At 54.9% G+C, this 16,086-nt stretch carries 19 protein-coding genes; 9 read left to right on the forward strand and 10 right to left on the reverse strand.

Going from position 1 to position 16,086, the window contains the following annotated elements; genetic code table 11:
- Positions 1-82 precede the first annotated feature (82 nt).
- The gene (locus B4056_RS08675; RefSeq protein WP_040113746.1) at positions 83-631 is read right to left on the reverse strand and encodes a helix-turn-helix domain-containing protein; all 549 of its coding nucleotides are present in this window, start codon (positions 629-631) and stop codon (positions 83-85) included.
- Positions 632-732: 101 nt separating this feature from the next.
- Between B4056_RS08675 and B4056_RS08680 the strand changes: the two genes are divergently transcribed.
- From B4056_RS08680 to corA, 3 genes are all read left to right on the forward strand, one after another.
- Positions 733-1,407, forward strand: coding sequence for an AzlC family ABC transporter permease (locus tag B4056_RS08680; RefSeq protein ID WP_040113744.1), 675 nt, complete (start codon positions 733-735; stop codon positions 1,405-1,407).
- On the forward strand, positions 1,397-1,717 hold the full coding sequence (locus B4056_RS08685; protein WP_040113737.1) for an AzlD domain-containing protein: 321 nt from the start codon (positions 1,397-1,399) through the stop codon (positions 1,715-1,717). Before B4056_RS08680 ends, B4056_RS08685 begins: the two co-directional genes overlap by 11 nt.
- A gap of 120 nt (positions 1,718-1,837) precedes the next feature.
- The gene (gene corA / locus B4056_RS08690; RefSeq protein ID WP_094110794.1) at positions 1,838-2,842 is read left to right on the forward strand and encodes a magnesium/cobalt transporter CorA; all 1,005 of its coding nucleotides are present in this window, start codon (positions 1,838-1,840) and stop codon (positions 2,840-2,842) included.
- A gap of 58 nt (positions 2,843-2,900) precedes the next feature.
- Here corA and B4056_RS08695 read toward each other — a convergent pair whose 3' ends face one another.
- Positions 2,901-3,635, reverse strand: a complete 735-nt coding sequence (locus B4056_RS08695; RefSeq protein WP_288654430.1) for an SDR family oxidoreductase — start codon at positions 3,633-3,635, stop codon at positions 2,901-2,903.
- Positions 3,636-3,793: 158 nt separating this feature from the next.
- On the opposite strand from B4056_RS08695, the gene B4056_RS08700 reads away from it, so the two are divergent.
- Both B4056_RS08700 and B4056_RS08705 read left to right on the forward strand, forming a co-directional pair.
- Complete coding sequence (locus B4056_RS08700; protein ID WP_040113733.1) at positions 3,794-4,711, forward strand: AraC family transcriptional regulator; 918 nt, start codon at positions 3,794-3,796, stop codon at positions 4,709-4,711.
- A gap of 537 nt (positions 4,712-5,248) precedes the next feature.
- On the forward strand, positions 5,249-5,647 hold the full coding sequence (locus tag B4056_RS08705; protein ID WP_288654431.1) for a response regulator transcription factor: 399 nt from the start codon (positions 5,249-5,251) through the stop codon (positions 5,645-5,647).
- A 181-nt stretch (positions 5,648-5,828) separates the two neighbouring features.
- Here B4056_RS08705 and umuC read toward each other — a convergent pair whose 3' ends face one another.
- The 3 genes from umuC to dsdC form a co-directional block, all read right to left on the reverse strand.
- Complete coding sequence (gene umuC, locus B4056_RS08710; RefSeq protein WP_288654432.1) at positions 5,829-7,091, reverse strand: translesion error-prone DNA polymerase V subunit UmuC; 1,263 nt, start codon at positions 7,089-7,091, stop codon at positions 5,829-5,831.
- A gap of 2 nt (positions 7,092-7,093) precedes the next feature.
- Positions 7,094-7,471: a peptidase gene (locus B4056_RS08715; protein WP_040113719.1), complete on the reverse strand. Its 378-nt coding sequence runs from the start codon at positions 7,469-7,471 to the stop codon at positions 7,094-7,096.
- Positions 7,472-7,595: 124 nt separating this feature from the next.
- The gene (gene dsdC / locus B4056_RS08720; protein WP_288654433.1) at positions 7,596-8,519 is read right to left on the reverse strand and encodes a DNA-binding transcriptional regulator DsdC; all 924 of its coding nucleotides are present in this window, start codon (positions 8,517-8,519) and stop codon (positions 7,596-7,598) included.
- Positions 8,520-8,730: 211 nt separating this feature from the next.
- Here dsdC and B4056_RS08725 point away from each other — a divergent pair, with 211 nt between their 5' ends.
- Entirely contained in the window at positions 8,731-10,050 is a 1,320-nt protein-coding gene (locus B4056_RS08725; protein WP_071668107.1) for a D-serine ammonia-lyase, read from the forward strand.
- Between the two features lie 44 nt (positions 10,051-10,094).
- On the opposite strand, the gene B4056_RS08730 is transcribed toward B4056_RS08725, so the two are convergent.
- From B4056_RS08730 to B4056_RS08740, 3 genes are all read right to left on the reverse strand, one after another.
- Complete coding sequence (locus B4056_RS08730) at positions 10,095-10,571, reverse strand: DUF1348 family protein (RefSeq protein WP_288654435.1); 477 nt, start codon at positions 10,569-10,571, stop codon at positions 10,095-10,097.
- A gap of 42 nt (positions 10,572-10,613) precedes the next feature.
- Positions 10,614-11,180 (reverse strand): TetR/AcrR family transcriptional regulator, encoded by a 567-nt coding sequence (locus B4056_RS08735; RefSeq protein ID WP_288654436.1) that lies wholly within the window; start codon positions 11,178-11,180, stop codon positions 10,614-10,616.
- A 151-nt stretch (positions 11,181-11,331) separates the two neighbouring features.
- Positions 11,332-11,733 (reverse strand): RidA family protein, encoded by a 402-nt coding sequence (locus B4056_RS08740; protein WP_094110787.1) that lies wholly within the window; start codon positions 11,731-11,733, stop codon positions 11,332-11,334.
- Between the two features lie 138 nt (positions 11,734-11,871).
- Between B4056_RS08740 and B4056_RS08745 the strand changes: the two genes are divergently transcribed.
- Entirely contained in the window at positions 11,872-12,474 is a 603-nt protein-coding gene (locus B4056_RS08745; protein WP_113655301.1) for a TetR/AcrR family transcriptional regulator, read from the forward strand.
- Between the two features lie 62 nt (positions 12,475-12,536).
- Here the strand turns inward: B4056_RS08745 and B4056_RS08750 are convergent, their stop codons facing one another.
- On the reverse strand, positions 12,537-13,541 hold the full coding sequence (locus B4056_RS08750) for an ABC transporter substrate-binding protein (protein ID WP_150034853.1): 1,005 nt from the start codon (positions 13,539-13,541) through the stop codon (positions 12,537-12,539).
- A gap of 15 nt (positions 13,542-13,556) precedes the next feature.
- The gene (locus B4056_RS08755) at positions 13,557-14,894 is read right to left on the reverse strand and encodes a TonB-dependent siderophore receptor (protein WP_288654440.1); all 1,338 of its coding nucleotides are present in this window, start codon (positions 14,892-14,894) and stop codon (positions 13,557-13,559) included.
- A gap of 340 nt (positions 14,895-15,234) precedes the next feature.
- On the opposite strand from B4056_RS08755, the gene B4056_RS08760 reads away from it, so the two are divergent.
- Positions 15,235-15,516 carry a hypothetical protein gene (locus B4056_RS08760; protein WP_199560432.1) on the forward strand — a complete coding sequence of 94 codons (282 nt, stop codon included), beginning with the start codon at positions 15,235-15,237 and terminating at the stop codon, positions 15,514-15,516.
- A complete protein-coding gene (locus tag B4056_RS08765; protein WP_199560433.1) occupies positions 15,465-15,983 on the forward strand; it encodes a class I SAM-dependent methyltransferase in 519 nt (172 codons plus the stop codon). Before B4056_RS08760 ends, B4056_RS08765 begins: the two co-directional genes overlap by 52 nt.
- Positions 15,984-16,086: the final 103 nt, after the last annotated feature.

Consider the following 16,086-nt stretch of genomic DNA (forward strand, 5'->3'; position numbering starts at 1 on the left):
CCTGTTGCAGGCGCGCTTTACTGATTACAGTGAACGTTGCGTACACGTCAGGCAGGACGCGTTTATTCAGGCTCAGGCGATATCAGTTCTGTTCAGAGAGTTGCACCGCCATGGTATCGGCTTCCAGTGCTTCAAACACGTGGGGTTCATCAGCGGGATAGCAGATGTAATCGCCAGGATTCAGCTCCACCGGCGCATCGCTGGGTCCTACCCTGGCCCGCCCGCGGGCAATGATAACGTGCTCAACCGAACCGGGCGGATGCGGCTTTGAAGCGCGCGGCGCGCCTGGCTGACTGGTCACCAGATAGAGATCGCGTCGCCCGCCTGGCGGGCAGCTGGCGAGCAGAGCCGCCTGATAATCAGCCAGTTCAGCCGACACAATCATCCCTTCACCTTTGCGAATAACCTGCAGACGTTTTACCTCTGGTTCCAGCAAGCGGGCGAAAGGAATATTTAACGCGACACAGAGCGCCCAGAGGGTTTCGATACTGGGATTGCCGTTGCCCGCTTCCAGTTGTGAGAGCGTTGATTTTGCCACACCCGCACGGCGAGCCACTTCAGTCAGTGAAAGTCCGGCACGCTGCCGCTCGCGGATCAGCCCGGCGGCAATAGTATCAATCGGTGGTGTCACAGCAGCTCCTGTTCGTTTTATCGAACGTTTGTTCATCTTGTAAAACAATTTCTGAACGTTCATTATACTGTCTTTACTGTTCGGTATGAGATCAATATGTGATGCGTGCGGGGATTAACGTGCTTGATCGCGGCGTGATAAAAGCGATTGTTCTGGTTTGTCTGGCAGACGGTATTGTGGGCCTCTCCTATGGCTCGCTGGCCGCTGCACAGGGTTTTCCGCTCTGGGTGCCGATAGCGCTCTCTACGCTGGTGCTGGCAGGCGCTTCGGAATTTCTGTTTATCGGCATTGTTGCTGGTGGCGGAAGCCCGCTCACTGCCGCCGCCGCCGGGTTGCTGGTCAATGCGCGCCATCTGCCGTTTGGCATTGCGGTAAAAGATCTGGTGGGGCAGGGAGGCCGCAGCCTCCTTGGCTGCCATATCATGAACGATGAGAGCGTGGTATTTGGTATCTCGCAACCGGGGCTGCAGCAGCGCCGGGTTGCCTACTGGCTGTGCGGACTCGGTATTTTTGCGGTCTGGCCACTCACCGTTATCGGCGGCGCCATGATTGGCCGCTTTATTCCTGACGTTTCCGCCATCGGGCTGGATGCGGTTTTCCCGGCGATCCTGATTGCGCTGATTTTTCCGGCGCTGCGCAAACGGCGGACACGCATTCCGGCGCTGGCCGGGACCGCACTCTCTGTCGCGGTCACGCCTTTTGTACCGGCAGGAATGCCGGTGCTCTTTTCCCTGCTGGGGTTGCTGAGCTGGCGGGAGCGTAAAGATGGACAATAGTCTGGTCATTGCCGGTATCGCGCTGCTGGCCGTCGGAACGTACGCTATCCGTTTTGCCGGATACCGTCTCGGCAGCCGGCTGCCGATGTCAGAAAAAACGCGCAATATGCTGTCAGATGCTGCCACGGTCCTGTTGCTGGCGGTGGCGGTCACAACCGCACTGTTTGAAGGAACGCACTTTGCCGGCATCGCACGGGTAGCAGGCGTTCTGTTTGCTGTTTTTCTGGCATGGCGACGGACGCCGTTGATTCTGGTTATCGCAGGAGCCGCAGCGATGACGGGATTACTGCGTTATCTGGGCGTGCCGTAACGACTTTTCAGGCTGGCAATATCCGCCTGCCACGGCTTTTGCTACCCTAACAGTATAAAGCGTCGCTTCCGGATCCCTTCAGAAAGCGACAGAGTAAGCCAGAGCAGGATTGAGGCAAAAATGGAAAAGCAGGAACGAACCGACAATCATGCAGATGAGATCGTCAACTGCGTGGTCTATCGTCATGGCGAGCGGCAAGAGCATGTCGATGTTGCAGAGATCAGCGATATCCTGAAAGAAGATAAATCGTTCGTCTGGCTTGGGTTATACCAGCCCGAACCCGCTTTTATGCAAAAGCTGCAGGAGGAATTCGGGCTGCACGAGCTGGCGATCGAAGATGCTCTGCTGGCGCATCAGCGTCCTAAGATTGAACAGTATGGCGAATCGGTATTTATCGTGGTCAAAACTGCGTATATGCAGGCGCAGCAGCACATCACGTTTGGTGAAACGCACTTCTTTCTGGGCAAAAATTTCCTGATTACGGTACGCCATGGATCGCGGGAAGGCTATGCCGCAATCCGGGAAAAAGCGGAAAAGAATCACGCCATGCTGTGCCAGGGGCCAGGCTATGCACTCTACTGTATCCTCGATTTTATCGTAGACAACTACAGTAAAATCACACAAACGCTCAGCGAGCGTATCGGTAATCTCGAAGATGGGATGTTTTCCACGCGCTTTGATAACCACGCGCTGGAGCAGGTCTACCATCTGCGACGCCAGCTGCTGGCGCTGCGCAACGCCGCGATGCCGGTCACTGAAATCTGTCCGCAGCTGGTTCGTTTCCATGAAGATATTATCCCAAAAAATCTGCGCGCCTATCTGCGCGATGTGCAGGATCACGCGCATCACGTCATGATCGATGCAGAGGATATGCGTGAAACGCTGGCCAGTGCTATGCAGGTCAACCTCGCGCTGGTCTCTGTACAGCAAAGTGAAGTGAATAAGAAGCTGGCGGGCTGGGGCGCCATTTTGATTGTGCCAACAATTGTATTCAGTATGTATGGCATGAACTTTTCCGACATGCCGGAGCTGCACAGCCATTTTGGTTATCCGGTGGCGCTGGGATCAACGCTGCTTATCTGCTGCATTATGTGGTGGCGGCTGAAGCGCGCGGGCTGGTTATAAAGACGCCCGCGCGTCGATGCCTGAAATTTCAGCCTGAAATCGCCAGAATTTTTATGGCTTAAAACGGGCTGGCAGTAGGGCGCAGCGTGATTTCACTGACGTCAACCTCGCCAGGCTGATCGATAGCCCAGCTGACCGCCTGCGCTATCGATTCCGGTTTAAGGGCGATAGCCCGAAAGCTGCGCATCGCCTCCTGGGCCACATCGTCAGTGATGCTGTCAGCCAGCTCAGATTCCACTACGCCTGGATTGATAACGGTAACGCGCAGAGCGGACGACTCCTGCCGTAATCCCTCAGAAATAGCGCGGACGGCAAATTTAGTGGCGCAGTAAACCGCCGCGGTGGGTGAGACCGTAAGCGCCCCGATTGACGCGATATTGATAATGTGCCCCGCCTGCTGCTGCTGCATTGCGGGCAGTACTGCAGCGATGCCGTAAAGCACGCCGCGCACATTAACATTCAGCATCTGGTCCCACTCTTCAACTTTCAGTGAAGCCATCGGAGAGAGCGGCATCACGCCCGCATTGTTAATCATCACATCAATCCGCCCATATTTTTCAATGGCCAGACGGGCTAATGCCTGTGTATCAGCGCGCTGCGTCACATCTGTCGTCAGATAATCTATCCGGGCACCCTGCTGCTGCAGCTCATCACACAACGATGCCAGACGTGTGGCCCGGCGTGCACCAAGGATCAGCCTGTGACCCTGCCTGGCCAGATAGCGGGCGATGGCTTCACCGATACCGCTGCTGGCGCCGGTCAGAATAATTACTTTCGCTTTTGCATCAGTCATCTTTTTTTCCTCGTGTGAAGTACCCTGCTATTGTTGAAAAATGCCGCAATCGTCAACAGACCTATTCACTGCGCATCTTTGCCTGATCCTCTCGCAGAGCGAGCCGCGCGCTGCGCCTTGTGACTAAGCAGGAATTCAACTATCCGGGAGAACGTGTGATGAATGACGTGCAACAGCAGATTTGCACTTTGCTTAACCAGCTGGCACCGCAGGAGGGATATACAAAATCCCTGCTGGATAGCGTGTTATTTATGCGGGCTAATCAGCAATGGGCGCGCACGCCGGTACTTTATGAGCCGGGCATCATCATTATCTGCCAGGGCGCTAAGCGTGCCTTTCTGGCGGATAATGTCTACCGCTATGACGCGCAACACTATCTGGTATTATCTGTGCCTCTGCCATTCTCAGCGGAGACTGAAGCGACGTCCGCTGAGCCGCTGCTGGGCCTGGCGATCCGTTTTGACGTTAACGTACTGGCGAAACTCATCGCGCAGGTGCCGGCAAAGCCTGCGGGTGAAGAGAGGGCGACGGCTGCTATTATCTCCACGCCGCTGGATAGCACACTGCTACAGAGTACGCTGGCACTGCTTCAGGCATTACGGGATCCGCTTGAGGCGCGGATACTGGGGCCGGCCCGTGTGGAAGAGATCTGCTTTCGCATTCTGATGGGGCAGCAGGGTGCCGCTGTACGCGCCGCGCTGGCGTATCAGGGCCATTTTGGCCGCATTGCCCGGGCGCTACAGCAAATCCATGATAACTGGCAGCAGCCTATAAACGTTACGCAACTTGCCCGTGAGGCGGGCATGAGCGTGCCGCGTTTTCATCTGCACTTTAAAACCGTTACACAAACTTCACCCATTCAGTATCTTAAATCACTGCGCTTACATCGTGCACGACTGATGCTGATCCAGCAGAACCTGACCGCAGCCGGGGCAGCTGCGCGTACAGGCTACGAAAGTGACTCACAGTTCAGCCGCGAATTTAAACGCCTGTTTGGCCGTAGTCCGGCAGAGGAGGCGCGCATAATGAAACGGGCATTTACGCTGCTGCCAGCCGAACCATACGACCTGTTTTAGCACCCTGCACGCGGGTAACGGCTGACTGAGCATCACCCCCTGCCACAGAAAGAAGCCTGAATGTTTTAAAGCGAATCCCCCAGTTAATCGTGGTATTGGCGGCTGCGTTATCCAGACTTGTGCCGATGGCGTTCCGGGAAGGGATATGAAAAGATCGCGCATCTTTAAGTGAAGCACCGCTGCCGTCTCAGGAACAGCGCATTGCGCTGCGCGCGACAGGTTTCCGGCAGCCGTGCTGCAGGCTGTTGTCAGCCATGCTGCAGGCACTTTTTATCGTTCAGGCTGACCTCTCTTATTGCACTGCAGCCTTACGGCAACATGTCGCTTCTGCTGCACGATAACGGAAGAACAACCCTGAGGCAGGCTACGAACTTTTCTGAAATAGAGGCTGGCAGCCGCAATCTGTCTTCGCCAGTCAGTACCAGGTTTTTCTGCAAATGCGCCCGGCGCTGTACCTGAACGGTCAGCGGGTGCTGATAAATCGCGCCAGATATGGTGCAGAGATAACGTTAATTTTCCCGGTGGCGGAGTAATGGAATGAGCGCGAAAGTGTGGTTAGTGGATGATGATTTGTCAGTAAGGGAGTCGCTGGGATTTCTGCTGAAAACCGTATATTACGAGGTGGCTGACTTCGGCGATCTGGCGACGTTCGACGCCGTTGCCGGTGCAGAAGCGCTGCCGCTGCGCGGCTGTCTGCTGGTGGATGTGCGGCTGCCCGGCATGGATGGGCTTAACTGGCTGACCGAACAGCGCGCCCGTCATCCGCTGCTGCCGGTTATCCTTATGACCGCGTATGGTACGCTTGACGTCTGCCGCAGCACGTTCCAGGAGGGGGCGTTTGATATTTTTACCAAGCCGCTCGATATTGAACCGCTGCTTGCAACCCTGCATCGCGCGATGAATGAGAGCGAACAGCGTGCAGTGCAGCAGGGCTGACGCTTTCTGTTATCTCGCTCAGCCCGTCGGTAACGTCTGTATTCCGCATAACGTTCTGCGCCAGATAAAGCGCCTCTGACAACTGTCAGAGGCGCTCCGGCTTCAGCTGGCTTTCTGCTGCTTAAATCCGGTGAGCACCTTTTTAGCACTCAGCAGCGGGAGCGGGTGGCGCGACAGCCTGCTATCGGATCACAGGGATATCGGCCAGGCGAGTGGTATAGCGGGGTGAGAGCATGTTGCGTTTCATCTGCCACGCCTGGTTTCCTGTCGTCTGGCTGGCGAAACCGATTTTGCCTTTGCCTGAACGGTTTATGGCGTCGAGAGCGGTCATCAGCGCATCCGCATTGGCACGCAGCTGCTGCTGGCTGAACATATCAAACTGCGTGCTGCCTGACTGCCAGAAGTCGCTCAGCATTTCGCCCGCTTTGGCATAGCGAAAGCCGTCGCGCCAGATAGCGTTCAGCCCCTGCAGAGCAAAGGCGACGATGTCACGCGTGTCCGCCGTTGGATATTGCCAGCTGACGGGCGCGGTAGCAGAGTACCTGGGATCGTTGCCATAGCGGCCGGTCGTCACAGAGACGGTGAGATGACGGCAGCGGGAGCCCTGCTGGCGCAGCTTTTCAGCAGCCCGGGTCGCATAGGCCATAACCGCCTGCTGCATATCATCCAGCGTCGTGATGCGCTGCCCGAAAGAGCGTGAATTAACGATCTGCTGTTTTGGCGGCGGCGCATCCTCCAGTGCCAGACAGGATTCGCCGCGCAGCTCGCGTGCAATGCGCTCAACAATCACATCAAATTTTTTGCGGATCGTACTGGTATTACTTTCTGCCAGATGCAGCCCGGTGGTGATCCCCATCTCTTCCAGACGCTGGGCGATGCGCCAGCCAATACCCCAGATATCGCCAATGCGCGTCAGCTGCAGCAATTTTTGCTGGCGCAGGGGATCGGAGAGATCGACCACGCCGTTTGTTTTCGTCCACTGCTTGGCCGCCTGATTCGCCAGCTTGGCCAGCGTTTTGGTCGGGCCAAAGCCTACGCCTATGGTCAGACCGGTTTCCTGGCGAACGCGCTCGCGCATCTGCTGACCAAAGCGCTCCAGCGGCATATAACTGCTGATGCCCGTGACATCAAGAAAGCTTTCATCGATAGAGTAGACTTCCTGCCCGGCAGCCATCTCATCGAGTATTGCCATCATCCGCGCCGACATATCGCCATAAAGCTCATAGTTAGAACTGAAAACGTGTACGCCATTGTCACGAAAATAGCGTTCATGCTTAAACCAGGGGGCGGCCATCTTTATACCCATGCGCTTTGCTTCAGCTGAACGGGCAATCACGCAGCCATCATTATTTGATACCACGCAAACGGGTTTGCCGCGCAGATCGGGCCTGAAAATGGTTTCACAGGAGGCGTAAAAATTGTTGGCATCAGCAAGCGCAAACATACCTATTCTCCTGCAGGCCCGGTGAAACCCTGGCCCGCGATATCATTAAGCGCATAAGCCACCACGCCCCACACCGGCAGCGGCTGGTTCTCGTCGAGCAGAACGATAGCATCGGACCGCTCCAGCGACTGCAGCGCCGGAACGGGTTTCAGCAGCAACCTGCGCAGCACCAGTTCACCCTCAAATTCCGCCACAATAATCTGACCGTGCCGCGGCGTCAGTGCCCGATCAACTGCCAGCACTGAGCCTTTGACGATGCCCGCCTCCGGGCAGGCTGTATCACTGCGCATCAGGTAGGTGGACCAGGGCGACAGCGAGACGATATCACCCAGGTTCAGGCGCGCTTCGATAAAGTTTTGAGCCGGATTCTGAAATGCCATATGCCTGTTTCGCTGAGGATAAAAAGGGTGGGCAAGTGTCCGGCTATTATACCCGATCTGCTTAAAAATAGCGCGGTTTACGCCGTGATCCTGCTCTGCCAGCGTGACGATACTATGAGCGTAATTATTTCTCTTTCGCCACGGTTCCCTGCAGCCAGCGGATAAAGGTTTCTGTTTTTGGCCAGCGTCTGTCGGCGCGGGTAGCGATGTAATACCGTTCGCTGCACAGCAGCGCCAGGCGCGGGAAAGGCGTTATCAGTTCGCCAGAGGCGATACGCTGTTTCACCAGCGCCTTACGTCCCATCGCGATGCCGGCATGGTTTATCGCTGCAGCAACCGCAAGCTCTGCCTGATCGAATTCGGCACGGCGCGCTGCCGTAATATCCACGTCAAAATGCGCTGCCCACAACCGCCACTCATTTTCTCCGGAATCGATACTCCACGCCTGACGATCGTGCAGCAGGCGACAGCTCCGGAGATTCTCCGGGCAGTCCGTCAGCCTGAATTGTGCAGCGTAGCGCGGGCTGCAAACCGGAATAATATGTTCATCCATCAGCGGGTCCAGGTGAAATCTGTCCGGCACGTCAGCATCAAAACAGATGGCCAGATCGGCACCCATTTTATGCAGGTCGACCGGTTCGTTTCCGGTATTAATAACGAGATCGATAGCGGGGTTTTGCTCCAGAAAAGAGGCCACCGCCGGTGCAAGCCAGGCGTGCGCAAACGACGGGCGACTGTAAACCGTAAGCCTTCCGCTGGATCCCTGATTTCTGATGCCCTGAATTTCCCGGTTGAGGTAGTCGAGTGAGGTACTCATGGCATTGAAGATCCGCTCACCCTCTTCGGTCAGCAGCACCCTGCGGTGTAAACGGGTGAACAGCGAGATACCGAGCTCTCTTTCCAGCTGGCTGATACGGTGGCTGACAGCGCTGGGCGTCAGTGCCAGCGCCGCCGCCGCTCCGGCAAACGAGCCGTGGCGGGCAGCGGCTTCAAAGGTGAAAAGACGTCCCAGCTGGCCACCCTCTATTTCACGCATCTCAGAGAACACATTTTTCACCTTTACTGTTTAAGCTGCTGATTTAGCGATTAGTTATTTAACCGGCGTGGACGTTGCAGATAAAAATGCACAATGCGTGCTCGCCTGTTGAGTTAGCTGAGCTCATGTTAAGTTGAAAAACCATCGTTTGTCACCGCGCAGCCGCGTGCATATAAATAACGCTCTGTTTTCTTTTGATGCGTCGGGCTGAATGAGAGTAACCATGACTGATTTAACTGAAAAACTCCGGTCTGTACCGGCGGTAAGCGATCTGAGGGCGCTACGTGAAACCATCTGGTTTAACGATCAGGTGACGACGGCAGAAAGGGGGCTCCTGCATACGGGACTGACGCGTGAAGAGGCTGAAGATGCCGAAGCCCGCCTGCGCCGTTTCGCTCCGCTGATCGCCGCCGCCTTTCCGGAAACGGCTGAAAGCGGCGGTATTATTGAGTCAGATATGGTACCTCTACCCGCGATGCAGGCGCGGCTGGCGCAGCGTGCGCCGCTGCCAGGCAGACTCTGGCTGAAAAAAGATAGCCATCTGCCCGTTTCAGGTTCCATCAAAGCGCGCGGCGGCATTTACGAAGTTCTCGCGCACGCAGAGAAGCTGGCGCTGGAGGCGGGGCTTATCACGCCAGCCGATGACTACAGCCAGCTGCTTTCTCCGGCGCACCGTCAGTTTTTCAGCCAGCATAAAATAGCAGTAGGTTCAACGGGCAACCTGGGCCTTTCGATCGGCATAATGAGTGCCCGCCTCGGGTTTCATGTTACCGTTCATATGTCGGCAGATGCGCGTCAGTGGAAGAAAGCGCTGCTGCGCAGGCGTGGAGCGCACGTGATTGAGTATGAGCAGGATTACGGCGTCGCCGTGGAGCAGGGCCGCAAAGCGGCGGAGTCCGATCCCGACTGCTTCTTTATTGATGATGAAAATTCACGCACGCTGTTTCTGGGCTATGCCGTTGCCGGCCTGCGCCTGCCAGAGCAGCTGAAGGAGAAAGGCATTACTGTGGATGCCTCCCATCCGCTTTTTGTGTATCTGCCCTGTGGCGTGGGTGGCGGCCCGGGAGGCGTCGCTTTTGGCCTGAAGCTGGCTTTTGGCGATAACGTTCACTGCTTTTTTGCGGAGCCAACCCATTCACCCTGTATGCTGCTGGGAATGAGCACCGGCCTGCACGATGGTATTGCGGTGCAGGATATCGGTATCGACAATAAAACCGCTGCGGATGGACTGGCGGTGGGCCGCGCCTCCGGCTTTGTCGGCCGGGCGATGGCGCAGCTGATCGACGGCTGCTATACGCTCAGCGATCGCACCCTGTTTACGCTGCTTGCCATGCTGGATGAAACGGAAGGTATTCAGCTGGAACCTTCCGCGCTGGCGGGCATGCAGGGGCCGCAGCGCATCGCGGCAAGCCCCGCTTATCTGGCACAGCAGGGCATCACTCCGCAGCAGCTGCAGCAGGCCACGCAGCTTGTCTGGGCGACAGGTGGCGGCATGGTTCCTGCTGATGAAATGCAGCGCTACCTCGCTAAAGCCAGCTGCTGATAAACCCATGCAGCAGGGCAGTCACGCGAGCTGCCCTGCCGCCGTTACAACCCCAGCGCAGTCAGCCCCGGATGATCGTCCGGACGACGTCCCAGCGGCCAGAAAAATTTGCGTTCGCTCTCTTTGATAGGCATATCGTTGATACAGGCAAAACGGCGCTTCATCAGGCCATCGCCTTCAAACTCCCAGTTTTCATTGCCGTAAGAGCGGAACCAGTTACCTGAATCATCGCGCCATTCATAGGCGTAGCGGACAGCAATGCGGTTGCCATCAAACGCCCAGAGCTCCTTGATAAGACGATACTCAAGCTCTTTTTTCCATTTACGGGCCAGAAACGCTTCGGCTTCTTCACGGTTATGAGCAAACTCGGTGCGGTTGCGCCATTGTGTGTCCGCTGAGTAAGCCAGTGCGACTTTAGCCGCATCGCGGCTGTTCCAGCCATCTTCAGCCAGGCGCACCTTTTCGATGGCCTTTTCGCGGGTGAAAGGAGGAAGCGGCGGGCGTTGGTATGAATCAGACATGGTAAAACTCCTGTTAATTCAAATTTGATGAGTACGCAGGCTTCAGGAAACCTGCTCCAGCAGCATTTTCGCAATATCCCGTGCGTCGTCGGCCGCGCTCCCGCTCCCCATAACATAGGACGCGGTAATGGCGCCCTCTATCAGAATCAGCAGCTGTCTGGCCAGCGCCTCGGGATGTGCAACATTCATCTCTTTGCTGAGCTCCAGGGCGTAATCCAGTAACTTCTGCTTGTGGGTTTTCGCTATCTGGCGAACGGTATCGTCAGGGTTGCCTGTCTCACCGGCGGTGTTGATAAATGCGCAGCCGCGGAAACCCTCTGACTCAAACCAGCTTTTCAGCGCGGTAAACATATTCAGAACGCGATCCTGCGGCGTATTGCCTTGATCGGACGCGCTTCTGAACCACGCCATCCACTGCTCATCGCGCACGCTCAGCGCGGCTGATGCCACCTCCTCTTTACTGGCGAAGTGATGATAAATACTTTTTCTGGCGACGCCTGAGGTTTTGACCAGAAGATCCATGCCCATGGCGTGGATACCGTTCTGATAAATCAGCTGCTCAGCGCTCCTGAGAATTTTTTCCCGGGTACTGACTGATGTTTTGTTCATGGCCTTAAGGTAGAACGATCGTTCTACCTCGTCAACGTTTTTTTAGCAGGAGGCTATCACCGGGGCGACAGACAGCTATGCAATGCTGACTGAGCGGATCAAAAAGGGAGAGCCGTAAGCTGGCTCTCCCTGATATTGCTCTGCAACGTTTTTATGCCTGAGACTCAGGAATGCGGGCGATAACCTTTATCTCAAAATCAAACCCTGCCAGCCAGTTAACGCCCACGGCGGTCCAGTTGGGGTAGGGCGGCGCCGGGAAAAGAGCCTGTTTCACCTGCATGATGGTTGAAAACTGGTTTTCCGGGTCGGTATGAAAAGTAGTCACATCAATCATATCTTTGAACGTACATCCTGCCGCAGCGAGCGTGGCTCTGAGATTCTCAAAGGCAAGCTGTACCTGGGTTGCAAAGTCCGGCTCCGGGGTGCCGTCGTCGCGGCTACCCACCTGCCCGGAAACAAATAATAAATCGCCAGAGCGGATTGCTGCAGAATAACCATGCTGTTCATAAAGAGCGTGGCGATGAGCAGGAAAAACGGGTGTTGGCTGGGTCACAGGGACTCCTTTGTGGGAGAGCAACAGGAGATGCGCAGCATAAATAAAACAATTAATATACGCGGCGTATGTAAAATTAATCACACATACGCTGCGTATGTCAAATGGCATGCGCGGCGTTAGCAGCAGGAGAAGTATATGGTTACCAGACGCCGCACAGAAACGATGGAAGAAAACCGGAAAAAGTTGATTTCAGCAGCGCGCAAAGCGTTCGCTGAAAAGGGATTTGCAGCTGCATCAATGGACGATTTGACTGCCAGTGTCGGTCTGACGCGCGGGGCGCTTTACCATAACTTTGGGGATAAAAAAGGCTTGCTCGCCGCGGTAGTGACGCAGATTGATTCTGAAATGGCGCAACGCGCTAAACGTGAAGCGGTTCACTCCGATAACGACCAGCAAACGCTCCTGGCTGAAGGGATAGCCTATATCAGGATGGCGCTGGATGAAGAGGTCCGGCGCATTGTGCTGCTTGATGGTCCCGCTTTTCTTGGCGATCCTGCAAAATGGCCGAGTCAGAATAACTGCCTCAGTGCTACGCGTGAGAGTATTACCGATCTGATTGAACGTCGCGTAATCAAACCAGTCGATGCGGATGCGGCTGCGTGGCTGTTAAATGGCGCGGCACTGAATGCCGCGCTATGGGTCGCTGCCAGCGGTAATCCACAACAGGCATTACCAAAAGCTATTCAGGCGTTTACTCTGCTCTTCGGCGGTCTGCTGGAAAGTGTTGCGCAGCCATAACGCCGCTTTAATTGGTCTGGATACCACAGCTTATCAACGAATATTGCAAAATCCTGCCTGCCTCAACCTGGAGGCAGTGCCTGCAGAATACGCTGCGCATCCTGTTTGCTCAGCGGGTAATCGTAAAATGTCCGGTAAAATTTCTGAGTGGCGTCAATCAGATCGCGCGTTGCAAACAGCGCCGGATGCAGTTTTTTGGCAGCCCACTGGATTTGCAGTGCGACTTCAGTGCCGTAGCGATCCCAGGGAAAGACACCCGATGGATTCTGCCACACCTGCTGCTGCTTCACGGCTTTTACGCTGGCGAACAGCGATTTGTAGTCAGAGTCAGCCAGGGTTCCCGCGCCGGCACCGATAATAATCACATCCGGATCCCAGCGTATCACCTCCTCCGGTGAAACAGGGCGCATATTGCCATCCACGGAGGCGGCGACGTTCCGGCCACCCGCGAGCCTGATCCAGGTATCAATCAGGGTATTCCGGCCATCTACCTTCAGCGGATGCAGCGACTGAATATGCAGCACGCGCGGGCGTTCACTCTCCGCAAGCGCGGCCGTTTTGGTCTGAATAGCAGCGATTTGCGTATCCAGATAGCGATTATAAGCCCGGGCTCGCGCGGCCGCTGCCGGTGTGCCGACCACCTGAGCCGTGGTAGTGAGTGAGCGTTTCATCGAGTCAAAATCATCAAAATTCATTGCCAGTACGGGAATACCGGCCAGACGATAAGACTCTGCATCGGGATCGTTAGCGGGTACAAAAATCGCATCAACGTTGCGTGCCACCAGCGCTTCACTGTTAAAGGTTTTACCGTGTGCCTGGAGCGCCTGATTTAACGATGGCTGTACCTTAAACATCCACGGCCGGTCCGCCGGATGGTTTACGGTTGCCACAATCAGATCGCCGGCGCCCAGCGTCATAAGCAGAGAGTGGTGGGCAAACCAGGCATCGGCTATGTGCAGCACCGGCTGGCTCAATTCAATCTTATTCCCGCTGTCGTCAGTGACTGTCTGAGCCGACGCCAGAGCGCTTACGACCAGAAGCGGTAGTGCCCATTGCAGGCTTTTCATTGGTAAATATCCCTGTCAGAAGCTGAGTTGCATGGAAACCTCTACCCGGCGCGGTTCACCCACAGAGGCGCTGGCATAACCGGCCCCGCTGTAACCGTTCAGGCCGCCGGGCACGATATTGGTCCAGTAGTGACGATTCGTCAGATTAGTGACATCAAGACGGAATGTTGTAGCGGTATTAAACAGCCGGGTATCGCTCAGCAGAAATGCGTGCTGAGTGGCTGTCGCAGAATGGTAACGCCGGGTGAAATCGGGATAGTCAGGCTCACTAAATGTCTGTGGGTTATCCAGTGAGGCACTGCCCAGCGTTAAGGTTCCACCCTTACGCGGATTGTAATTTTTCCAGACAAACCCCCGCACGCCGGTGGCTATCTGATGATGGATACGGCCAGTTTCGATTTCACCCTCTAAGTTCGCCATATAACTGTTGATAGTGAAACGACTGGCTGTCGCTGATGAAGTCGTTGTCGTGTAATCGCCACGTTTATTCGTAAACGTATTGGTGACAGCAGTGGACTCGCGATCGGCTATCTGACGCAGCACACCAGCTTCACCAAGCCAGTTACCGTCAAAATCATGCTTCAGATGGATGCCGGCGGTCAGCGTATGGTTATCATTTCCCGCAAAGGATTGTCCCAGATGAGCCGTTTTTGGATTGGGAGCTGCGGGCAACGTCAGGCCGTTACCCAGCGCAAATCTCCCCGGCAATCCCTTTTCATAAAAATGGTAATAGCTGAAATTAGTTTCCAGCAGGGTCCGATCGCTCAGGCTGGCATCCAGGGCCAGGCTGAAAAGCTGACGTCGTTTTCTGCTGCCGCTGACGTAGCCACTGCCCCTGTCATCCAGCATATTCAGCCGATAGCGCAGCCGATCGTTGCTATCCACCGGACCACTGAAATCACCGGCTATCTGATGACCCGGGCCACTACCTCCTCCCAGAGTAACGCTTCGCTGCGGTGTATCACTGGCGCGCTTACTGACAAAATTAAATAATCCTGCCGGATTAGCCGGACCATACAGTGACCCGGCGAGGCCATTAAGCACCTCAATATGGTCGAACTGTTCAGCGGCATAGTCTGTGGTTGACACGACATTCAGGCCGTCAATCATGCTGTTCTGGACGACACTTCCCTGCATGCCGCGCGTCTGCGGACGCGCACCCTCTCCCTGAACCGAGGGCAGGTAGCGGTAGAGATCGCTTACGCTCTTAAGCTGCTGACGTTTCATCAGACGGGGAGACACCGTCTGAACCGACCAGGGAGCGTCACGTATTTCTCTGGCACCCAGGCTGCCCAGGTTAGCTTTCTTATCGGTTGCAGAAGGCGCGTCGTCTGGTGAAGCATTAACGACCATCGCAGGTTGTTCATTTACGGCATATACCGGCATAGCAGACAATAACATTGCGCTGGTGAACGTTGTCTTCAACAGGATCAAACGTTTAACAAACATGAAATTTCCAACATCTGTCGAAAGGGCAGGCATAATTACTTACCGCTATATCAGTGAGTATATAACGACTTATGTGAGTTAATCGACTTAAATCAAAACCTGTCCGGTAACATTAAATTATATCGAATGTGATTAAACCAGCGGTGCTTTCACAGTGCTAATGATAGCTCCAGGAGTGGATCGCATTGCCTAAATCAATACTCTAAAATGTGCCCTGAACCAAATATCTACGGAGAGAATTCAGGTGAAATATTTTGATGAACTATTAATGGAAGCTATGGAGGCCGATACAGAGGGCTGGGGGTTTGACTGGCTGGACGGGAAAGCGACAGAGGAAAGGGCCTCCTGGGGTTACGCGAGGTTAATCGGAGAACGCTTAAGCCGGGTAACGTCAGCACTGGACATTGATACCGGTGGAGGAGAAGTATTAAATGAAGTTCCCGAGTTTCCTGCATATATGGCCGCAACAGAAGCGTGGCCCCCGAACCTGAAAAAAGCCCGGCAGCACCTTTCACCCCGGGGGTAAATATTGTTGATACTTCCATCACCAAAAAGCTTCCTTTTAGCGAACAATTTTTTGACCTGGTCACATCCAGGCATCCGGTAGCACCGGATCGGCCAGAAATATATCGGGTTCTTGAACCCGGAGGAAGCTATCTGGCACAGCATGTTGGACCTGCATCTGCATTTGAATTAATCGAGTATTTTTTAGGACCACTTTCCAAAGAGAGAACGTACAGAGATCCTGGCAAAGAAAAAGAGGATGCGGAGATGGCGGGTCTGAAGGTCATTGAATTAAGCACAGCACGCTGCCGGATGACGTTTTTTGATATCAGTGCCGTTGTCTGGATTTTGCGAAAATGCGTCTGGTGGGTTCCCGGCTTCTCCGTAGAGAAATACTATAAAGAATTGCAGGCGATGGATCAGAAAATGCGCCTGAGTCAGCCATTTGTTGCGTATTCCACCCGACATTTGATCGAAGCAAAACGTTAACGCTGATCGCTTTGCGGCTGATGTTTGCTTTATGCCAGAAGTAGATCAAATGCTTCAGGGTGTGTTCATGTCAGGCATTTTCTTCATCCTTTTTAACTGCTGC

This window comes from Pantoea sp. UBA7232 (assembly GCF_002473195.1).
GTDB classification, from domain to species: domain Bacteria; phylum Pseudomonadota; class Gammaproteobacteria; order Enterobacterales; family Enterobacteriaceae; genus Pantoea; species Pantoea eucrina.